The organism is Trinickia mobilis (assembly GCF_017315705.1).
Lineage (GTDB): Bacteria > Pseudomonadota > Gammaproteobacteria > Burkholderiales > Burkholderiaceae > Trinickia_A > Trinickia_A mobilis.
Genome location: NZ_JAFLRF010000010.1, coordinates 151,385 through 172,384, shown reverse-complemented (window position 1 = coordinate 172,384; position 21,000 = coordinate 151,385). Strand labels below are relative to the sequence as shown.

13 protein-coding genes, 1 tRNA gene and 1 pseudogene are annotated in these 21,000 nt (G+C 67.3%); 7 read left to right on the top strand and 8 right to left on the bottom strand.

What is annotated here, in order from left to right:
* Positions 1–8: 8 nt before the first annotated feature.
* Entirely contained in the window at positions 9–767 is a 759-nt protein-coding gene (gene dnaQ, locus J3489_RS16330; protein WP_206999686.1) for a DNA polymerase III subunit epsilon, read from the top strand.
* A gap of 48 nt (positions 768–815) precedes the next feature.
* Positions 816–890: transfer RNA gene (locus tag J3489_RS16325), tRNA-Val, on the top strand.
* 173 nt (positions 891–1,063) lie between these two features.
* Here J3489_RS16325 and J3489_RS16320 read toward each other — a convergent pair.
* From J3489_RS16320 to mdlC, 3 genes and pseudogenes are all read right to left on the bottom strand, one after another.
* Positions 1,064–2,321 (bottom strand): annotated as a pseudogene (locus J3489_RS16320) (MFS transporter); the annotation flags it as partial.
* A gap of 40 nt (positions 2,322–2,361) precedes the next feature.
* Positions 2,362–3,813, bottom strand: a complete 1,452-nt coding sequence (locus J3489_RS16315; RefSeq protein ID WP_206999685.1) for an aldehyde dehydrogenase — start codon at positions 3,811–3,813, stop codon at positions 2,362–2,364.
* 61 nt (positions 3,814–3,874) lie between these two features.
* On the bottom strand, positions 3,875–5,482 hold the full coding sequence (gene mdlC, locus J3489_RS16310) for a benzoylformate decarboxylase (protein WP_206999683.1): 1,608 nt from the start codon (positions 5,480–5,482) through the stop codon (positions 3,875–3,877).
* 195 nt (positions 5,483–5,677) lie between these two features.
* On the opposite strand from mdlC, the gene J3489_RS16305 reads away from it, so the two are divergent.
* From J3489_RS16305 to J3489_RS16285, 5 genes are all read left to right on the top strand, one after another.
* The gene (locus J3489_RS16305; protein WP_206999681.1) at positions 5,678–6,583 is read left to right on the top strand and encodes a LysR family transcriptional regulator; all 906 of its coding nucleotides are present in this window, start codon (positions 5,678–5,680) and stop codon (positions 6,581–6,583) included.
* 55 nt (positions 6,584–6,638) lie between these two features.
* Entirely contained in the window at positions 6,639–7,697 is a 1,059-nt protein-coding gene (locus J3489_RS16300) for an aldo/keto reductase (RefSeq protein WP_206999679.1), read from the top strand.
* Positions 7,698–7,885: 188 nt separating this feature from the next.
* Positions 7,886–8,599: a PadR family transcriptional regulator gene (locus J3489_RS16295; RefSeq protein ID WP_206999678.1), complete on the top strand. Its 714-nt coding sequence runs from the start codon at positions 7,886–7,888 to the stop codon at positions 8,597–8,599.
* A 17-nt stretch (positions 8,600–8,616) separates the two neighbouring features.
* Positions 8,617–9,432, top strand: coding sequence for a siderophore-interacting protein (locus J3489_RS16290; RefSeq protein WP_206999677.1), 816 nt, complete (start codon positions 8,617–8,619; stop codon positions 9,430–9,432).
* 56 nt (positions 9,433–9,488) lie between these two features.
* Positions 9,489–10,745: an MFS transporter gene (locus J3489_RS16285; RefSeq protein WP_206999676.1), complete on the top strand. Its 1,257-nt coding sequence runs from the start codon at positions 9,489–9,491 to the stop codon at positions 10,743–10,745.
* Positions 10,746–10,867: 122 nt separating this feature from the next.
* Here the strand turns inward: J3489_RS16285 and uvrA are convergent, their stop codons facing one another.
* The 5 genes from uvrA to J3489_RS16260 form a co-directional block, all read right to left on the bottom strand.
* Positions 10,868–16,852 carry an excinuclease ABC subunit UvrA gene (uvrA, locus tag J3489_RS16280; RefSeq protein WP_206999675.1) on the bottom strand — a complete coding sequence of 1,995 codons (5,985 nt, stop codon included), beginning with the start codon at positions 16,850–16,852 and terminating at the stop codon, positions 10,868–10,870.
* A gap of 312 nt (positions 16,853–17,164) precedes the next feature.
* Positions 17,165–17,770: a uracil-DNA glycosylase family protein gene (locus J3489_RS16275; protein ID WP_206999674.1), complete on the bottom strand. Its 606-nt coding sequence runs from the start codon at positions 17,768–17,770 to the stop codon at positions 17,165–17,167.
* A 16-nt stretch (positions 17,771–17,786) separates the two neighbouring features.
* Complete coding sequence (locus tag J3489_RS16270; RefSeq protein WP_206999673.1) at positions 17,787–18,155, bottom strand: DUF488 domain-containing protein; 369 nt, start codon at positions 18,153–18,155, stop codon at positions 17,787–17,789.
* 219 nt (positions 18,156–18,374) lie between these two features.
* Complete coding sequence (locus J3489_RS16265) at positions 18,375–19,247, bottom strand: hypothetical protein (protein ID WP_206999672.1); 873 nt, start codon at positions 19,245–19,247, stop codon at positions 18,375–18,377.
* Positions 19,248–19,517: 270 nt separating this feature from the next.
* Entirely contained in the window at positions 19,518–20,582 is a 1,065-nt protein-coding gene (locus J3489_RS16260) for a glycosyltransferase family 4 protein (RefSeq protein WP_206999671.1), read from the bottom strand.
* Positions 20,583–21,000 lie beyond the last annotated feature (418 nt).

The following is a 21,000-nucleotide window of genomic DNA, read 5'->3' as shown; positions in this document are numbered from 1 at the left end:
CCGACACCATGCGCCAAATCGTTCTCGACACTGAAACCACCGGCCTCAATGCGCGCACGGGCGACCGCATCATCGAAATCGGCGGCGTCGAAATCGTGAACCGCCGGCTGACTGGCAACAATCTGCACTTCTACGTCAACCCGGAACGCGACAGCGACCCGGGCGCGCTTGCGGTCCACGGGCTGACGACCGAATTCCTGAGCGACAAGCCCAAGTTCGCCGAGATCGTCGATCAACTGCGCGATTTCCTCGGAGACGCCGAGCTCATCATTCACAACGCGCCGTTCGACCTTGGCTTTCTCGATGCCGAGTTTGCGTTGCTCGGTCTGCAGCCGTTCACTCAGACGTGCGGCGACGTGATCGATACGCTCGTGCGTGCGAAGTCGATGTTCCCGGGCAAGCGCAATTCGCTCGACGCGCTGTGCGACCGCTTCGGCATCAGCAACGCCCACCGGACGCTGCACGGCGCGCTGCTCGACTCCGAGCTGCTTGCGGAAGTGTATCTGGCGATGACGCGCGGCCAGGAGAGCCTCGTCATCGATATGCTCGGCGAGGCGGCGGCGGAAGGCGGCGAGGCCGGTCCGCGCGTCGCGCTCGAATCGCTGGCGCTGCCGGTGCTCACTGCCGGCGAAGACGAGCTGTCGGCGCATCAGGCGGTGCTCGACGATCTCGACAAGGCGATCAAAGGCACGAGCGTATGGCGGCGCGAACCAGCCCCGGCGGAGCCGGCCGACGCTGCCAAAGCCGCCGACACGCAAGCCGCTTAGAAAGTGCTTTACGATCCCGCGAAGCTCTGACATAATTCGACGCTCTTCGGGTGGTTAGCTCAGCGGTAGAGCACTGCCTTCACACGGCAGGGGTCACTGGTTCGATCCCAGTACTACCCACCAGAATTCCTGGTGCCCGACACCGAAGAAAAAAAGCCCTCGGCAAATGTCGAGGGCTTTTTGCTTTATGCGGCAAATTTCTGCGGTGTTCGTCCGAGTCGCTTCGGTGCCCGCAGGGGCATCGAACGCCGAAACCGCGCGAGCGCAAGTGTCACGCCCATGCGGACACTCATCTTCTACCCCTGCAACGGCGCAATGTGCCGCTTGACCACCATCAGCGCCACGCAAACCAGACACATCGCCACGCCAAGCATCCCCAAATACAGCGGCGCGCCGCCCGCCGTGATCACCATCGCTCCCGCAAACGCACCGAGAATCGCGCCGAGCCGCCCAAATGCGAGCGCGGCCGCCGTCCCTGTCGCCCGCACGAGCGTCGGGTAGACGAACGTGCACAGCGCGTACATCGTCGACTGCACTGCATTCACGAACAAGCCGTGCAGACCGAGGCCCAGCACGAGCCAGCCTGTATGCTCCGCCGCATTCACTTCGCGCAGCATGAACGCCGTCGCCGCGCCGCCCGCCGCGCAGAGCAAGAGCGGCCAGCGCGAACCGAAGCGCGTGATCGCCAGCGCGCAGCACAAAGCGCCGAGCACGCCGCCTAGGTTATAGGCAATCAGCCCCGTGCCCGCGACCGAAACGGCGAGTCCCTCGGAGGCCAGCATCGTCGGCAGCCAGCTGAACGCGCTATAGACCGCCAGCAGGCACATGAAGAACGCGCACCAGATCGCGAGCGTATCCCGGCGGCGTCCCGGCTCGAACAACGCGCCGAATCCGGCGCGCGCCTCGGCCTTCTGCTCGTTCGCGTCCGCGAAGGGGATGTTCGTCTGCGCCGGCCGCGACATGCGCGCGAGTAGCGCGCGCAGTTCGCCCCAGCGAGCCGGCACGCGCGCGAGAAAGCGCGGCGATTCGGGCAGCGCGGCGAACAGCAGCACGGCCATGCCGAGCGGCAGCGTCCCGCCGATGAAGAACAGCGCGCGCCAGCCGTGATGCGCGAGTACTTGGCTCGAGAACAACCCGGCCAGCATGCCGCCGAGCGGCACGCACACGATGGATGGTCGCAGTGACGGCCAGCGTCCGCCGCCGCGCCGGCGTGAATTCGGCGGTCATCGTGGTCGCCGCCGGCAGCGCGCCGCCGACGCCGAGTCCGGCGATGAAGCGCAGCACGGCGATCGTCGCCACGTTATTGGCCAGGCCGATCGCGCAGGTTGCCGCGCCGAACGTCAATACGCTCAGGAGGATCGCCCAGCGCCGCCCGAAGCGGTCCGCGCAGACACCGCCGAGCGCGCTGCCGATGCCCATGCCGATCAGCCCGGCCGCCACCGCGGGCGCAAACGCGTTGCGCGTGATGCCCCACTCCTTGATGAGGACGGGAATCGCAAAGCCGATCAACTGGCCGTCGAATCCGTCCAGCACGATCGACAGCGCCGCGAGCAGTGCCTGCCCTCAGCCTGTCCATTTGCACGGGCACGCTCGCTCAGAACGGATACTGGCGCGGCGTGGTCTGCACCGTCATCCAGCGCAGATCGGTGAATTCGGCCACCCCGGCCATACCGCCGAAATGCCCGAAGCCGCTCGACTTGACACCGCCGAACGGCATCTGCGCTTCGTCGTGGACGGTCGGCCCGTTGATGTGGAAAATGCCCGATTCAATGCGCTTCGCAAGCTGCATCGCGCGTGCGATGTCGCGGCTGAAGACCGCCGACGACAGCCCGTATTCGTTGTCGTTCGCGCAGGCGACGGCCTCGTCGTCGTCGCGCACGCGCACGATCGGCTTCACCGGGCCGAACGACTCCTCCGCGTAGATGCGCATGGCCGGTGTGACGCGATCGAGCAGCGTCGCCGGCATCAGCGTGCTGTCGGCCTTGCCGCCGCAGACGAGCCGCGCGCCTGCGGCGAGCGCGTCGTCGATCAGCGCGTTGCAGCGCGCGACCGTCGTCATGTCGACTACCGAGCCGAGCACAACGGCTCCCTTGCGCGGATCGCCGAGCGGCAAAGCTCGCGCCTTGGCCGCGAGCCGCTCGACGAACGCATCGGCGATTGCCTCCGCGACGATGATGCGTTCCGTCGACATGCAGATCTGACCGGAATTCGCGAACGCGCCGAACGCGCACGCGTTGACCGCCGCGTCGAGGTCCGCGTCGTCGAGCACGATGAACGGCGCCTTGCCGCCCAGCTCCAGCACGGCCGGCTTCAGATGCTTCGCACAACCCGCGGCGATGATCTTGCCGACGCGCGTCGAGCCGGTGAAGTTCACGCGCCGCACCGCGCGCTCGGCGATCAGCGCTTCGACGACCGCGCCGGCGTCGTCCGGCGCATTCGTGATGAAGTTGACGACGCCCTTCGGCAGCCCCGCTTCGTTCAATGCCTCGGCGACCAGCCCATGCGTGGCCGGGCACAACTCCGAGCCCTTGAGCACGGCCGTATTGCCGCACGCAAGCGGCAGCGCGAGCGCGCGCACCGCGAGGATCACCGGCGCGTTCCAGGGCGCGATGCCGAGCACGACGCCCGCGGGCAGGCGCACGGCCATTGCGAGGCTGCCGGGCACATCCGACGGAATCACTTCGCCCGCGATTTGCGTCGTCAGCGCCGCGGCCTCGCGCAAGCCCTCGGCCGCCAGACGCACGTTGAAATCGGCCCAGATGCGCGATGCACCGGTCTCGGCGGCCATCGCTGCGGCGAACGCGTCGGCTTTGCCTTCGAGCGCGCCGGCGGCACGTGTCAGCAGGTGGCGGCGCTCGGTCGGACCCATCGCTGCCCAGCCCGGGAATGCATTCGAAGCCGCGTGTACGGCGCGGCGCGCGTCGTCGAGCGTTGCAGCGGGGGCGCGCGACGCGGTCTCGCCGTCGAGCGGATTGCGGCGCTCGAACGTCGCGCCGTTGCTCGCCCGGACATGCTCGCCGTCGATCAGCATCGAAACCTGGTGCATATGCGTGTCTCCTGAGAATTTGTTTTGGGGGTTGGACGGCCGCGGACCGCGCCGCCGCACCTCAAGCGACGATCACTTCGACCACCGCCGGCTCGCGCGACGCGAGCGCCGCCGTCAGCACGTTTTTCAGCAACGCGGGATCGGCCACGCGCGTGCCCTTGCATCCCATGCCCGCGCCGAGCGCGACGAAGTCGAGGCCGGGCAGATCGGTGCCCTGGACCGGATCGGTCTTCGCGAAGCCGAACACCGGCGCGAATTCCTGCAGCGCGGCGTAGCGCGAGTTATTGAGGATGACGAACGTAATCGGCAAGTTCCATCGCGCCGCGCTGTAGAGCGCCTGAATCGAGTACATGCTCGAGCCGTCGCCGATCAGGCCGATCACGCGCTCGCCCGGCCGCGCGAGCGCGACGCCCACGGCGGCGGGCATGCCGTAGCCGAGACCGCCGCTCGCCATCGTGTAGAAAGTGCCGGTCTTCGTGATCGGCAGGTAGTCCTGCATGACCGGGCGCGAACTCGGGGCTTCTTCGACGACGATGTCCGCGGCGTCGCGCACCTCGGCGAGCGTCTGCAGCGCGAACGCCACCGACATGAGCGGCGTCGGCGCCGCCCGCGGCCGGGCGGCGCGCGGCAAGGGCAATTCGCGGGAGGTGGGAGCCGGACGCGCGAGCAGGTCAGCAATGCCGAGCCGCAAATTGCCGACCACCGACGATCCCGTCGGGATCCACGCGGCGACCGACGGATCCTCCGTCAATTGAAACAGCGCCGCGCCTTCCGGCACGTGCGGCCCGCAGCCCTCGACGTGGTACGTGAACGCAGGCGCACCCAGCGCGACGATCACGTCATGCCCGGCCAGCGCAGCGACGATCTTCTCGCGCATCGCCGGCAGGAAGCCGGCGAACAGGCGATGGTTCTCGGGAAACGAGCAACGCGCGGACATCGGGGCCACGAACACGCGCGCATGGTGCCGTTCGGCCAGCGCGACGACGCCCTCCCAGGCGCCCGCACGGTCCACCGACGCGCCGACGACGAACGCCGGCCGCCGGCACGCATCGAGTGCTGCGCCGAGCTGCTGCAGCGCGTGCGGATCGGGACGCACTTCGGTGCTGACCTGGGTCGGCTCGACGGAGTGAGCGGGCTGATCCCAATCGTCGACCGGAATCGACACGAACACTGGGCCGCGCGGCTCCTGCATCGCGACGTGATACGCGCGGGCGAGCGCAAGCGGAACATCCGCGGCGCGCGAAGGCTCGATGCTCCACTTGACGTAAGGCTTGGGCAGCTCCGTCGCCTCATTCGAAGACAGGAACGGATCGAACGGCAGAATCGAGCGCGCTTGCTGGCCTGCGGTCACGATGAGCGGCGTCTGGTTCTTGTACGCCGTGAAGAGGTTGCCCATCGCATTGCCGACGCCCGCCGCCGAATGCAGATTGACGAGCGCCGCATGGCCGCTCGCCTGCGCGTAGCCGTCGGCCATGCCGACGACGACCGCCTCCTGCAGACCGAGGACGTAGCGGAAATCGTCGGGGAAATCGCGGAACATCGGCAATTCGGTCGACCCCGGATTGGCGAACACCGAAGTGATGCGAAGCCGGCGCAGAAGGTCGATCACGGCATCGCGGACTGTCACGGCGCTTTGCACGCCCGCACCATGCGTTGTCGAGGTATTCATGGGAATGCCTTTGCGTGGCGCCGCTCGGCCGGCCGGCGCGAAGGAATGTCGCAGCAGTATCCGAGACCAGCCCATGTTTGAAAATTGCTTTTTTGATGCACAAGGCATTACCTTTTGGCATGCCCTGCCGTCCCATCCGTCTACGGAGAGCGGCCCCGCTCCGACTCCCTCCGCGCGCCTGCCGGCGCAACAAACATGACGTTGAATCTCCAGCAATTGAGCGCGTTCACGACGATCGTCGCTTGCGGAAGCCTCGGCCGCGCCGCCGCCGAGCTGCATCTGACCCAGCCCGCGCTCAGCCGCACGGTCAAGCGACTCGAAGACCATCTCGGCGCACCGCTTTTCGAGCGGCATACGAAAGGCATGCAGCTCACCGCGATCGGCAGCGCGTTGCTGCCGCACGCGATGCTGCTGCTGCGCGAAGCCGAGCACGCGCGCGAAGAGATCGACGCGATGCGCGGCCTTGCGAAGGGCACGCTCAAGGTCGGCACGGTCGGCAGCATCGCGAGCCTTCTGCTTCCGCTCGCCATCGGCCGCGTGCTCGACAAGTGGCCGAACCTGCGCGTGCAGATCATCGAAGGGGTGTGGGACCGTCTCGCCGAAGGCCTGCTCACGCACGAAATCGACCTCGCGCTCAGCATCGTCGCGCCGGATACCGAGGAGATCTGTGCGATCGCCGAGTGCCGCTGGCAGGACGACAGCTTTGTCGTCGCGGCTGACGATCATCCTTTGCGCAGCAAGCACAAGCTGCAGCTCGCCGATACGCACGACGCGCGCTGGGCGGTGCCGCCGCGCGGCACCGCGCCGTTCGAGCACATGCAGGAGGCGTTCACCTCGCGCGGGCTCGAGCTGCCGAACGTGGTCGTCGAGACCCGCTCCGTCACCGTGCTGAAGAGCCTCGTCGCGCACTGCGGCTTCCTGTCGTGGATGGCCGAGCCGATGTACCGGATCGAAAGCCAGGCCGGCGTCATGCGCGCGCTCGACATCGACGGCCTGACGGCCACCCGCACGCTGACCGCGTTTCGCCGCCGCCAAGGCATCCTCCCCGGCCCTGCCGTGAAGCTGCTCGACGAGCTGCGGCAGATCGCGGAGATGAATTAGACGCACTGACCTATTCTTAGCAAGTCGTCCTTCCCCAACCCACGGAGACTTGCGAATGCGTTACAACCGACTCGGCCGCACCGGCCTTTTCGTTTCCGAACTTTGCCTCGGCACGATGACCTTCGGCGGAGGCGCCGGCATCTGGGATCAGATCGGCCGCGTGCAGCAGGAAGACGCGGAGCGCCTGATCGGCCGCGCGCTCGATGCGGGCATCAATTTCATCGATACGGCCGATGTCTATTCGGCGGGGCTGTCCGAGCAGATCACGGGACAGGCGTTGAAGAACCTGCGCGTGCCGCGCGAAAGCGTCGTGATCGCCACCAAGGTGTTCGGCGCGACGGGCAGCACGCCCAATACGCTCGGCGCCTCGCGCTATCACATCATGGACGGGATCAAGGCGAGCCTGCGGCGCCTGCAGCTCGATCACATCGACCTGTACCAGATCCACGGCTTCGATCCTGCGACGCCGATCGAAGAGACCGTTCGCGCGTTCGACACGCTCGTGCAGCAGGGACATGTGCGCTATGTCGGCGTGTCGAACTGGGCCGCGTGGCAGATCGTCAAGGCGCTGGGTATCGCCGAACGCGGCGGGCTCGCGCGTTTCGAATCGCTGCAGGCGTATTACACGCTCGCGGGCCGCGATCTCGAGCGCGAGCTCGTGCCGATGATGAAAAGCGAGGGACTCGGGCTCATGGTCTGGAGTCCGCTCGCGGGCGGGCTCTTGTCCGGCAAGTACGGACGGCAAACGGAAGCCGCCGAGGCCGGCAGCCGGCGCACGACGTTCGATTTTCCGCCAGTGGATCGCGAGCGAGCGTATGACTGCATCGACGCGATGCGGGTGATCGCCGATGCGCGCGGGGTGTCGGTCGCGCAGATCGCGCTCGCCTGGCTGCTGCATCAGGAGGCGGTGACGACGATCATCGTCGGCGCAAAGCGCATCGAGCAGCTCGACGACAACCTCGCCGCGACACAGATCGAACTCTCCGCCGACGAGCTCGCGCGGCTCGACGAAGTCAGCCGGCTGCCCGCCGAGTATCCCGGGTGGATGCTGGCGCGCCAGGGCGAAGCGCGCCGCAATCAGTTGCAAGCGGCTCGCCGCCGGACCGGCGAATAGGCGCTTCGCTTCGATTCGACCGGCGCGGCGCGGGAGAGACGCCCCGCGCCGCGCTTCCCTTTCGATTCGGCTTCAGTAAGCCACATCCAAGGCGACTCAAAAAAATCCGACTTCCAGGTTGACTTTGTATCTTTCGATATATATCTTACGACATGTTTTCCGATACAACAGAATCTGGAGCACCTATCATGCGTCACTCTCATCACGCCCGTTTCGCCTGGGACCGCGACCCGGCGTTCGCGGACGCTTTCTCGTTCCGTGCGTTTTGGCACGCCATCGGCCGCCACGCTCATTCGCGCGGCGGCAGTGGCGGCTACTGGGGCGGCCGCGGCGGCTTCGACGGCGACAACGAGGGCCTGCCGCGCGGCCGCAAATTCACCGGCGACGACCTGCAACTGCTGCTCCTCGCGCTGATCGGCGAAGCGCCGCGCCATGGCTACGAATTGATCAAGGCGCTCGAAGCGCGCTCGAACGGCTTCTACGCGCCGAGCCCCGGCATGGTGTACCCGGCGCTGACGTATCTGGAAGAACTGGGCTATGTGACGGTCCAGATCGAAGGCAACCGCAAGCGCTACGAACTCGCCGCGCCGGGCCGCGAGCACCTGGCCGCGAATCGCGAGCGCGTCGACATGATGCTGGCGAAGCTCGCCCACATCGCCCACCGCATGGACTCCGTGCGGCGCGCTTACGCGGGCGAGGAAGCCGGCGACGCCGAACCGGGCGGCTGGCTGCCCGAACTCTACGAGGCTAAAAAGGCGCTCAAGCGCGCGCTGTTGCGCCACGCGGGCGCATCCACGGCGGAACAGCAGCGCATCGCCGCGATCCTGCTGCGCGCAGCCGCCGAAATCGAAGGCGGCGCGGGCAAGCCCGCCAGCGACCCCAGCGCCGGCGAAACCGTTTGAATCTATTGGATAAATCTATGCAGAACCGGCCCGAACTGACGGTGACGCGCGTGCGTCACCCGCTGAAATTCCGTCTGCTGCAGGTCAAGCGCGTCCAGGCGCTGACGCCGCTTTTGAAGCGCGTCACGCTGACGGGCGAAGACCTCGCCGACTTCGAATCCGCGTCCTTCGACGATCATGTCAAGGTGTTCTTCCCCGAACCCGGCGCGGACAAACCCGCCCTTCCCGTTGCCGGCCCGGACGGCCCCGTGTTTCCGTCCGACCGTCCGCGCCCCACCGCGCGCGACTACACGCCGCGGCGCTTCGACCGCGCCGCGCGCGAGCTCGATATCGACTTCGTGCTGCACGACGCGGGTCCGGCCACGACCTGGGCCGCACAGGCGCGGCCCGGCCAGCATCTCGGGATTGCCGGTCCGCGCGGCTCGTTCGTCGTGCCGACGGGCTTCGACTGGCATCTGCTGATCGGCGACGAAACCGCGCTGCCCGCGATCGCGCGCCGCCTCGAAGAACTGCCGGCGGGTTCGCGCGTCGCCGCAATTCTCGAAATCGCCGATTTCTCGGCGCAGATCGAATTCGACACGGCCGTCGATCTTCACGTCGTCTGGCGGCATCGCAACGAAGCGGGCGGGCAAGACGATGCGCTGCTGCAAGCCGTGCGAGACACCTACCTGCCCGACGGCGACGGCTATGTGTGGGCCGCGGGCGAGTCCTCGGCGATCCGCGCGGTGCGGCAGCACCTGTGCACCGAGCGCGGCATCGACAAGACGCGCATTCGCGCATCGAGCTACTGGCGGCGCGGCGCAGCGGCGGTTCACGAGTCGATCGACGACTGACGACTTACGCGCGGCCGGCCGCCAGACGGACATGACAAACAACAGGACATAAAAAAATGTACGCCCTTCCCCCCGGCCGCGAGCGCAGCCTGCTGTGGCTCCTCGCGCTGACCCAGTTCACGCTCATCATGGACTTCATGGTCATGATGCCCCTGGGTCCGCAGATCATGCACGCGTTCGAGATCGGCCCCGCCGCGTTCGCGACGGCGGTGTCGACTTACTCATGGTGCTCCGGTCTTTCAGGACTCTTCGCCGCCACCTATATCGACCGCTTCGACCGCCGCCGTCTGCTGCTCGCGGTGTATGCGCTCTTCGCGCTCTCGAACCTCGCCTGCGCAGGCGCGACGAGCTTCCCGATGCTGCTCGCCGCCCGCGCGTTTGCCGGTATCACGGGCGGCGTGCTCGGCTCGGTCGTCATGGCGATCGTCACCGACGTCATCCCCGTCGCGCGCCGCGGCGCCGCAACCGGCGTGATCATGACGGCGTTCTCGCTCGCCGCGATCGCCGGCGTGCCGGCCGGCGTCGTGCTCGGCGCGCACTTCGGCTGGAGCGCGCCGTTTTGGCTCCTCGTCGCGCTGTCCGTGCTGGTCTGGCTCGGCTGCTCGCGCGCCGTGCCGCAGTTGGCCGAGCATCTCGTGCACCACGCGCCGCCGCTCGCCGAAGTGCTGCCCGCGCTGCGGCGTCTCCTGACCTATCCGCGGCACCTGAAGGCGTTCGCGCTCACTTTCGCGATGATGCTGTCGCACATGCTCGTGGTCCCGTTCATCTCGCCGGTGCTGGTCGCCAATCACGGCGTGCCGCCCGCGCAGCTGTCGTGGATCTACATGGCGGGCGGCGGCGCCACGTTCTTCACCTCGCGCGCCATCGGCCGGCTCGCCGACCGCTACGGGCGCCGCCGGGTCTTCCGCGTGTTCGGCGTGGTGTCGATGCTGCCCGTGCTGCTCGTCACCCATCTGCCCGACCTGCCGTTCGCCGTTTTCATCGTGTTCTTCGCCTTCTTCATGGTCGCGATGTCGGGCCGCATGGTGCCGATGCAGGCGTTGGTCACCACGGTGCCGGGGCCTTCGCAGCGCGGTGCGTTCCTGAGCGCGAACAGCGCGGTGCAGGCGCTCGGCACGGGCTGCGGCGCTTGGCTCGGCGGCTTGCTGCTATCGCAAGGCGCGGCGGGACAGATCCTCGGCTACGGGACGAACGGCTGGCTGGCCGTCGCACTCCTCGCCGTCGCGCTGCTGTGGGTGAGCCACGTGAAGGGCGCGGCCGAAGGCCAGGCCGCGCCGGCGCAGGAGAAGCCGGAATGGATCGGGGAAGCGTGAGTGATGGCACCCGCTCGCCGCCTCAGCCGCCTCAGCCGCCTCAGCCGCCTTGGCTGCGGCCGCTTCCGAAGCCGGGCCCCACGAGGGGCCCGACGCGCAACCGGCAGGCCCGGGGGCGCTCATTACCCGGTCCGCAACCCCGCTTCCGTTCGCCGAGACGTGTCGCCACTGCCCGTGCGCGCGAGCACCGGCGCGAGCGCCGCACCCGTGTGGCTCGCGCGCACCTGCACGAGCGTTTCCGGATCGGCCGCCGCAACGATCGCGCCGCCGCCGACACCGCCCTCCGGCCCGAGATCGATGATCCAGTCCGCCTCGGCGATCACATCGAGATCGTGCTCGATCACGACGACGCTATGCCCGCCGTCGACGAGCCGATGCAGCACGCGAATCAGCTTCGCGACGTCGGCCATGTGCAGGCCGACCGTCGGCTCGTCGAGCACGTAGAGCGTGTGCGGCGCCTTTTGGCCGCGGCGCGTGATGTCGTCGCGCACCTTGGAGAGCTCCGTGACGAGCTTGATGCGCTGCGCCTCGCCGCCGGAGAGCGTCGGCGACGGCTGGCCTAGCGTGAGATAACCGAGGCCCACGTCCTTCATCAATTGCAGCGGATGGGCGATGTTCGACATCGATGCGAAGAACTCGACGGCCTCGTCGACCTCCATCGTCAGCACGTCGCCGATGTTCTTGCCGCGCCAAGTCACCGCGAGCGTCTCCGGGTTGAAGCGCTGGCCGTGGCAGACGTCGCACGGCACTTTCACGTCGGGCAGGAAGCTCATGCCGATCGTGCGCACGCCCTGGCCTTCGCAGGCGGGGCAGCGTCCTTCGCCGGTGTTGAACGAGAAGCGCGAAGCGGTGTAGCCGCGTGCGCGCGCTTCGAGCGTGTCGGCGAAGAGCTTGCGGATCGTGTCCCACACGCCGATGTAGGTTGCGGGGCACGAGCGCGGCGTTTTGCCGATCGGCGTCTGGTCGACTTCGAGCACGCGATCGATCGCTTCCCAGCCGCTGATCGAGTCGCAGCCTTGCCAGCTGTGCGTGACGCTGAGCGACGCGCGCGGCGCCGAGCGCGCCAGCACGCTCGTGCGACGCTTCTGCGCGGACGGCCCGCCTGCTCCGCCCTGCTGCGCGACCTTGCGCGCGCGTCTCGTCGCCGGCGACGACAGCACCGAGCGGCCCACTGCGTCGAGCAGGTTCGTCATCAGCACGTCGCGCGCGAGCGTCGATTTGCCCGAGCCGCTCACGCCCGTGATCGCCACGAGCCGCGCGAGCGGAATGTTCGCCGTGACGTTGCGCAGGTTGTGCAGCTTGCCGCCGTGCACGGTCAGCCAGCGCTCGGGCACCGCGGCCGAGCGCTTGGTTTCCTGCGCGACCTCGCGGCGCGTCTGCAGCGGATGCACGATCGGCTCCGCGAGGAACTGCCCGGTCAGCGAATCGGCGCGCGCGGACAGGTCGCCGACGCCGCCTTGCGCGACCAACTGCCCGCCGCGCTTGCCCGCGCCCGGACCGATATCGATGATGTGATCGGCACGCCGGATCGTGTCCTCGTCGTGCTCGACGACGACGAGCGTATTGCCCTTGTCGCCGAGCTTTTTCAGCGCGTTCAGCAGGATCTGGTTGTCGCGCGGATGGAGGCCGATCGTCGGTTCGTCGAGTACGTAGCAGACGCCCTGCAGATTGCTGCCGAGCTGCGCGGCGAGGCGGATCCGCTGCGCTTCGCCGCCCGACAGGCTCGGCGCCGCACGATCGAGGCTCAGGTAGCCAAGGCCCACCTCTTCGAGGAATTGCAAGCGGCTCTGAATCTCGCTGACCACGTCGCGCGCAATTTGCGCATCGCGTCCGCTCATCTTGAGCGCATCGATCCAGCGGCGCGTATCGGACACCGTCCATTGCGCGACGTCGACGATGGCGTGCGCGTCGAACGTCACCGCGCGCGCGGCGGGATTCAGGCGCGTGCCGTGGCAGTCCGGGCACGGCGCGTCGCCGACGCCTTCCGGCTCCTGCTCCTCCGACGGCAGGCTCTGCTCGCGGCCGCGTCCGTCTTCGGCAAAAGTCGTGTCGTCGAACGCCGCGCGCTGCTCGCGCGTGAGCGCGAGGCCCGTGCCGACGCAGGTCGTGCACCAGCCGTGCTTGCTGTTGTACGAGAACATGCGCGGATCGAGTTCGGGGTAGCTCGTGCCGCACACCGGGCACGCGCGCTTCACCGACAGCACCTTCACCGTGCCGACGCGCGACGTGCCGTGACCGTTGCTGAGCGCATCGCCGAGACCGTCCAATGGCGCGAGCAAGTGCATGACGCCCTTGCCGAGTTCGAGCGTCTGATCGAGCGCGCCGCGCAGCTCGGCTTCGCGATCGGCCGATACGACGAGATCGGCAACGGGCAGCTCGATCGTATGTTCGCGGAAGCGATCGAGCTTCGGCCAGGGATCGACCGGCAGGAACTCGCCGTCGACGCGCAAATGCGTATTGCCGCGCGCCTTCGCCCACTTCGCGAGATCCGTATAGACGCCCTTGCGGTTGACGACGAGCGGCGCGAGCAAGCCGACATGCTCGCCCTTGTGATCGCGCAGCAGTTGCGCCGCGATCGATTCGACACTTTGCGACGTGACGGGCGTGCCGTCGTTCACGCAATGCTGGATCCCGAGCTTCACATAGAGCAGGCGCAGGAAGTGCCAGACTTCCGAGGTCGTCGCGACCGTGCTCTTGCGGCCGCCGCGCGAGAGGCGCTGCTCGATCGCGACGGTCGGCGGAATGCCGTAGACGGCGTCGACTTCGGGCCGCCCCGCGGGCTGTACGATCGAGCGCGCGTAGGCGTTGAGCGATTCGAGGTAGCGGCGCTGGCCTTCATGGAACAGGATGTCGAACGCGAGCGTCGACTTGCCCGAGCCGGACACGCCGGTGATGACGTTGAAGCGCCCGTGCGGGATGTCGACGTCGAGCGCCTTCAGGTTGTGCTCGCGCGCGTTGACGATGCGCACGACGTTGTCGCCCTCCACCGCGCGGCGTGCGCGAGCCGCAGCGAGCGCCGATTGCAGCGGCACGCCGGTATCGATTTGCGCTGCGGCGGCCACGCCCAGCGCTTGGTCGTATTGAATCAGCGCCTGCCCCGTGTGCGATTCGGCGCAGGCCTTCACGTCGTCGGGCGGGCCCGCGACGAGCACGCGTCCGCCGCCGTCGCCGCCCTCGGGGCCGAGGTCGATCAGCCAGTCCGCCGCGCGGATCACGTCGAGGTTGTGCTCGATCACGATCAGCGAATGGCCGCCCGCGAGCAGCTTGTTGAACGAGCGCATCAGCTTGGCGATGTCGTCGAAGTGCAGGCCCGTGGTCGGTTCGTCGAACATGAAGAGCCGGCCGGCGGATGCCCCTTGTTTGCCGCGCGCCTGCGCGGTCTCCGCGAGGAAGCCCGCAAGCTTCAAGCGCTGCGCTTCGCCGCCCGACAGCGTCGGCACCGGCTGGCCGAGCTTCACGTATTCGAGGCCCACGTCGACGATCGGCTGCAGGACGCGCAGCACCTCGGCGTCCTTCGCGAAGCACGCCGCGGCCTCGTTGACGGTCAGTTCGAGCACGTCGGCGATCGACAGCGCGCGCGGCGGCATCCCGCGCTCGATCTTCACGTCGAGCACTTCGGCACGATAGCGGCGGCCGTCGCAATCGGGGCAGCGCAAGTAGACATCGCTCAGGAACTGCATCTCGATGTGCTCGAAGCCCGAGCCGCCGCAAGTCGGGCAGCGTCCGTCGCCCGAGTTGAAGCTGAACGTGCCCGCGCCATAGCCGCGTTGCGCGGCGAGCGGCGCCTTCGCGAAGAGCTTGCGGATCTCGTCGAACGCGCCGACGTAGCTCGCCGGATTCGAGCGCGCGGTCTTGCCGATCGGCGATTGGTCGACGAAGACGACATCGCCGATGCAATGCGCGCCCGTGAGCCGGCGATACGCGCCGGGCGCTTCGGTCGCCTTGCCCAGTTGCCGCGCGAGCGCCGGATACAGCACGTCCTGCAGGAGCGTCGATTTGCCTGAGCCGGAAACGCCCGTCACGCAGACGAGGCGCTGCAAAGGAATCTCCACCGTCACGTCCTTGAGGTTGTGCTGGGTCGCGCCTTCGAGGACGACCTTCGGCGTGTTCGCGTCGACTTGGCGCCGGGCCCAGTGCGACGCGTCGGCGACATGCTTCCTGCCGCTCAGGTAGTCGCCCGTCAGCGTGCCGGCCTTGCGGATATCGCCGGGCGCGCCGTCGAAGACGATCGTGCCGCCGCGCTCGCCCGGGCCGGGCCCCATGTCGATCAGGCGGTCCGCGGCCAGCATCACCGACGGATCATGCTCGACGACCACGAGCGTATTGCCCGCGTCGCGCAGCCGCTGCATCGCCTCGACGATGCGGTTCAGATCGCGCGGATGGAGGCCGATACTCGGCTCGTCGAGCACGAAGAGCGTCTTCGTCAGCGACGTGCCGAGCGCGGTCGTCAGGTTGATCCGCTGGACTTCGCCGCCCGACAGCGTGCGGCTCTGGCGATCGAGCGTCAGATAGCCGAGGCCCACGTCGCAGAGGTATTTCAGGCGCGTGCGCACTTCGGAGATCAGGAGCTTCAGGGCGTCGTCGAGCAATGCGCTCGGCAGCGTGATCGCGTCGAAGAACCGGCGGATGCGCTCGATCGGCAGCAGCATCAGATCGTGCACGGTGAGTCCGGGCAACGCTTCCAGCTGCGGGCGCGTCCACGCAACGCCGTGCGGCATGAAGCGCGCCTCGGGAGCCAGCACGGCGTCCGCGTTGACCTTTGTGCCGAGGCGCCACAACAGCGACTCGGTCTTCAGGCGCGCGCCGCCGCAGGTCTCGCACGGCGTATAGCTGCGGTACTTCGACAAGAGCACACGGATGTGCATCTTGTACGCCTTCGATTCGAGGTAGCTGAAAAAGCGCTTCACGCCGTACCACTGGCGCTGCCAGTGGCCGTCCCAGTCGGGCGAGCCGTTGACGACCCAGTCGCGCTGCTCGGCGGTCAATTCCGCCCAAGGCGTGTTGACCGGGATGCCGGCGCGCCCCGCGTAGCGCATCAGGTCGTCCTGGCATTCCTTCCACGCGGGCGTCTGCAGCGTCTTGACCGCGCCGCCGCGCAAGGTCTTGCGCTCGTCGGGAATCACGAGCCCGAGGTCGACGCCGATCACGCGGCCAAAGCCGCGGCACACGTCGCATGCGCCGTACGCCGAATTGAACGAGAACAGGCCCGGCTGCGGATCGGCGTAGCGCAGATCGCTGTCGGGGCAATGGAGGCCGGTCGAGAAGCGCCACACTTGCGGCGCGCTCGGCGTGCCGCTCGCTTGCGCATCGTCGCCGCTCGATTCCGGCAGCACGTAAACGTTCACGCGCCCCGCCCCGCGCTTGAGCGACGCTTCGATCGCCTCGACCGCGCGCACCTTGTCGGTCTTCTGCAGGCGGAAGCGGTCGGCGACGACATCGAGCAGCTTGCGCGTGCCGGTCGGGGACTGCGGTACGCGCCGGGCCGCCCCAAGCGCACCGCCGCCCCCTTCGGGGGCAGCGAACGCAGTGAGCGTGGGGGCCCTGACTACCTCGCGCTGCGCCTGCACGCGCGTGTAGCCGCTCGCCGAAAGCCACTGCTCGACCTCGGCCTCGGTCGCCGATTCCGGCAGCTCGACCGGGAACGTGACGGCGAGGCGCGGATCGCCGGCCTTGCTGCGCTCGAGCAATTCGGCGTAGATCGTTTCCGGCGTGTCGTGCCGCACGGCTTGCGCGGTTTCTTTGTCGAACAGTTCGGCGGCGCGCGCGTACAAGAGCTTCAGATGGTCGTTCAGCTCGGTCATCGTGCCGACCGTCGAGCGCGAACTGCGCACGGGGTTGGTCTGGTCGATCGCGATCGCCGGCGGCACGCCGTCCACGCGGTCCACTTGCGGCCGGTCCATGCGGTCCAGAAATTGACGGGCGTACGCGCTGAATGTCTCGACGTAGCGCCGCTGCCCTTCCGCGTACAGCGTATCGAACACCAGGCTCGACTTGCCCGAGCCCGACGGACCCGTGACCACGGTCATTTCGCCGGTGTGCAGATCCAGGTCGACGTTTTTCAGGTTGTGCTGACGGGCTCCGCGAATGCGGATGACGCCGGATGTCATGGGAGGGATCCTTTTCTGATGCCTGGGAGAGTCGGAATGCGTCCTCGGTGATGCCTCGTTTGCGAAGCAAGAAGAGACGCCAGGGGTGCAATGATAGCCCCGCCAAACGCGCGTCGCTAACGCTCGATTTCGTGCGGGGTTTGTGCCGCGGATCGATGCGTGACGCCGGTTTTCGGGCCGATTGATTTACGCGCGCGACTAATGGAACGACGAGAAAAACCCGTCGCGCGCCGTCACTAAGACAGCCGCAAGCGCACGTCTCTCGCCCGCGCCGCGGCCCCCATTCACGCCCGGGTTCGCGTCATTCGGCGGTTAGTTGCCTTTGCCTGCCAGCACCGCCGCGACACGCGCACGCAACACCGGCACAAGATCGCGCTCGAACCACGGATGATGCTTGAACCAGCCCTGATTGCGCGGCGACGGATGCGGCAACGGCAGCCGATGCTCGCCGTAAGCGCGCCACGCTTGCACGGTCTCCGTCAGTGTCGGCCTGCGCTCGCCGGCGAGGAAACGCTGCTGCGCGTAGCTGCCGACGAGCAGCGTCAGCTCGACGTGCGGCAACTCGGCAAGCACACGCTCCAGCCACAGTTCCGCGCACTCCCGGCGCGGCGGCAGATCTCCCGATGGTCCCTTGCCCGGATAGCAGAAGCCCATCGGCACGATGGCGATTTGCGAGGCGTCGTAGAACGTCTCCTCGCCGATGCCCATCCACGACCGCAACCGCTCGCCGCTCTTGTCGCTCCACGGCACGCCGGTCTCGTGCACGCGCGCGCCGGGGGCCTGGCCGACGATCAGCACGCGCGCCGCGCGCCCCGCCTGCAGCACCGGGCGAGGGCCGAGCGGCAAGTCGTACTCGCACACCCGGCACGTGCGAATCTCGGCGAGGAGCGCCGGCAAACCGGGTTTTTGATTTCGCATCGGATGTCTGCTGATGTCAGTGGTGCGCGAGCTTCGCCAGCAAATAGTCGCGCAGCACGACCGCCTGGTTGTGCTCGGGATCTCGCGCGCCGAACAGCAGCGTGACCGGGCCCTTCGCGGCGGCTTCGAGGATTGGCTCCAGGACGCCAGGATGCGCATCGAGCTCCGAGCGGTAACGGCTCACGAATTCGCTCCAGCGTTTCGGATCGTGGCCGAACCAGCGGCGCAGCTCGTCGCTTGGCGCGGCGTCGCGCAGCCAGGCGTCGAGATGCAGTTCTTCTTTCGTCACGCCGCGCGGCCAGACTCGATCGACGAGAAAACGCGCACCGCGCTCCCTGAGCGGACGGTCATAGGCTCGGCAGATACCGATCTGGGACGATTTCATGATGTTCGCATGCGGGCGGAAACCGAGCCGGAACGCTTCGCCGCCGCGCAAAACTGACGATTTGAGGGAGGTTCAATATATCACTTCGTGATACAGGTCGCCGGGGGGCGCCGCGGCCAATCTCGAAGTGTCTCGAGAGCGAAAAAAGCGGGAGATGGTGCGCGGCGGCTCGCCGACATGCCGCAGCCGCGCGGCCGCGAAACGGCAAGCCAGCGCCGGTCAGGCTCGAGGAATGACGGGACCGCTATCGGGCGACACCTGCTGCAAAGTCGCATCGAGCGCCCTGGCCGCGACGCGATCGCCTTCGGTTGCGAGCGGCACCCGAAAGACGGTCTGCCGGTTGTGCCCGGCCGCCGCCGGCGAATCCCACAGGAGTTCGATCCGTTGCCGCAGCTCCCGGCCGCCCGCACGCGAGTGCGCGGATGCCATCGCCGGCGCGGCGCCCGGCAACGCGGTTTCGACGGCGCGCACGTCCCCGAGCGGCGTCACGACAGGCTGCACGGCCGGCGCCGGCCATTTGACCGACAGCTCGCGCGCGTCGTACTGCCCGACCTTGCGGCTCTCGACCCACACGACGACGGTGCGCGTGCCCGCATCGAGCGAAATCGCGTAGCGGCCGATTGCGAAACGCTTGGCCGCGATGTTGGTGCGCCACAGCGCGCGCGGACGGCAAATCCACATGACCGCGACATAGAGCGCCGGCGCGACGACGAGCCAGCCGTTGGTTTCGGCGATCGTATTGATGGTGCGGCGCCAGCCCGCGGCCCAGATGAATGCGCCGATCGACGAGACCGCGAACGCCAACCCAAGCAGCGCAAAGAACCTGAGCGCCTGACGCAGCCGTTGCGGCAGCGGATGAAACGGACGCTCGGCGCGAGCCTGAGCGCCCGGCAGGACAATCAGGAGAAACAGGAAGACGACGTTGATGGAAGCCCATGGCGACGACGTCATCGCCGACAGCGACGCGCCGTACCCCATCTGCGACATCGAATACACCCAGCGCGCGAGGATCACGAGACCGATGGCGCGCAGCGCGAACATCGTCCCGGCGCCGGGCGCGGGATTCGCACGCGTTTGATTCGTTCTCGTCAAAACGTTCTCCTGACATCGCTGGGCGCCGTCGGGCTGGACGGCCCCGACCAGGCGCCCGCCGAAGAACGGCACGGCGGCCATTATAGGGACATTGCACGAAGCGCTCACGCGCGTTGGCCGCATCAAAGGCAAAATCGGCGCAACGACGCGCTGGCGGGCGTTTCCGGCGCGGCGCAAAAACAACAACGCCCCGCACGCGGGACTTCGCATGCGGGGCGTGACCGGCGGCGGACGTCTTGAAGACGCCCGCGCCTTTGGCCGCGGCGGGCCTTAGCCGGCCGCGACTTCGCGCAGCACGGTGCGGCGCTTCTGATGCAGCAGATCTTCGTACGAATTGAGATAGTTCTGCGCCATCACCTTCGACGAGAAGCGGTCTTCGAACGCCTTGCGCACGGTTGCGCGCGGCAGCGAGGACAGGCGCTTGACGGCGGCCACGGCGCTGATTTCGTCTTCGACGACAAAGCCCGACACACCGTTTTCGATCACTTCCGGCACCGAGCCGCGTTTGAACGCGATCACGGGCGTGCCGCAGGCCATTGCTTCGATCATCACGAGACCGAACGGCTCCGGCCAGTCGATCGGGAACAAGAGCGCGTGCGCGTTGCCGAGGAATTCGGTCTTCTCGGCTTCGCTGATTTCACCGATGTACTCGACGTGCGGCAGCGACATCAGCGGCTTGATCACTTCTTCGTAGTAGGCGCGGTCGGCGCGGTCGAGCTTCGCGGCGACCTTGAGCGGCATGCCGGCTTGCTCGGCGATGCGGATTGCCGTGTCGAGACGCTTTTCCGGCGAAATGCGGCCGAGGAACGCGAGGTAGCTCGGCTTCACGTCCGGAATCGGCTTGAGCAGATTTTCCGGCAGGCCGTGGTAGACGGTCGACAGCCAGTTCGCTTGCGGCAGCGGGTTGCGCTGGTTGTCGGAGATCGACACCACCGGCACGTCGTCGAACGTATTGAAGATCGGCTGCAGCTCGGGCAAGTCGAGACGGCCGTGCAGCGTCGTCAGATACGGCACCGGCTGGCGCGAGAACAGCGAGAACGGGTAGTAGTCGATGTGGAAGTGCAGGACGTCGAACTCGTCCGCGCGGCGGCGCACTTCTTCGAGCAGCAGCATGTGCGGAGCCATCGTGTCGCGAATCGTCGGGTCGAGGCGCAGTGCCTGCGGCCAGACCGCTTCGAGCTTCGCCGACGTTTGCGAATCGCCGCTCGCAAAGAGCGTCACGTCGTGCCCCATCTCGACCAATGCTTCGGTCAGGTACGACACCACCCGCTCAGTGCCGCCGTACAGCTTCGGGGGAACCGCTTCGTGCAAAGGAGCGATTTGAGCGATCCGCATAGATGAACTCCTATTAAAAATTCAGGCAAAAATGACTGCTGTCTGTTAAAAGCGAATCGCCTGCTCCGGTGTCAAGCGGCTGGCATCTCGACAACGAGCCGGCCTGTCCTGCATTCGGTTCCATGAGCTTGCGGTGGATCGCTTGGGCAAGTGATGCCCGAACGATGTGAGTTGCACCTACGGCAGGCATGGCCGTATAACGCATTTTTTTCACAATCGTTGACCGGATCAGCACAAATTTCCGGGGGCTAACCCTGAGGCAATTATCGGGGCAGCCAGAAGGTTGCGCCGCACATCATTTCAAAGTCTTTACGTTGTTACAAACGCGAAACACTTTGCAAACCATTGTTTTTTAAGAAAGTTCTAAATTAAACCCGTGCCGGCACCGTGTTCCGGGAACCGTCTCCCCACTCGCGAA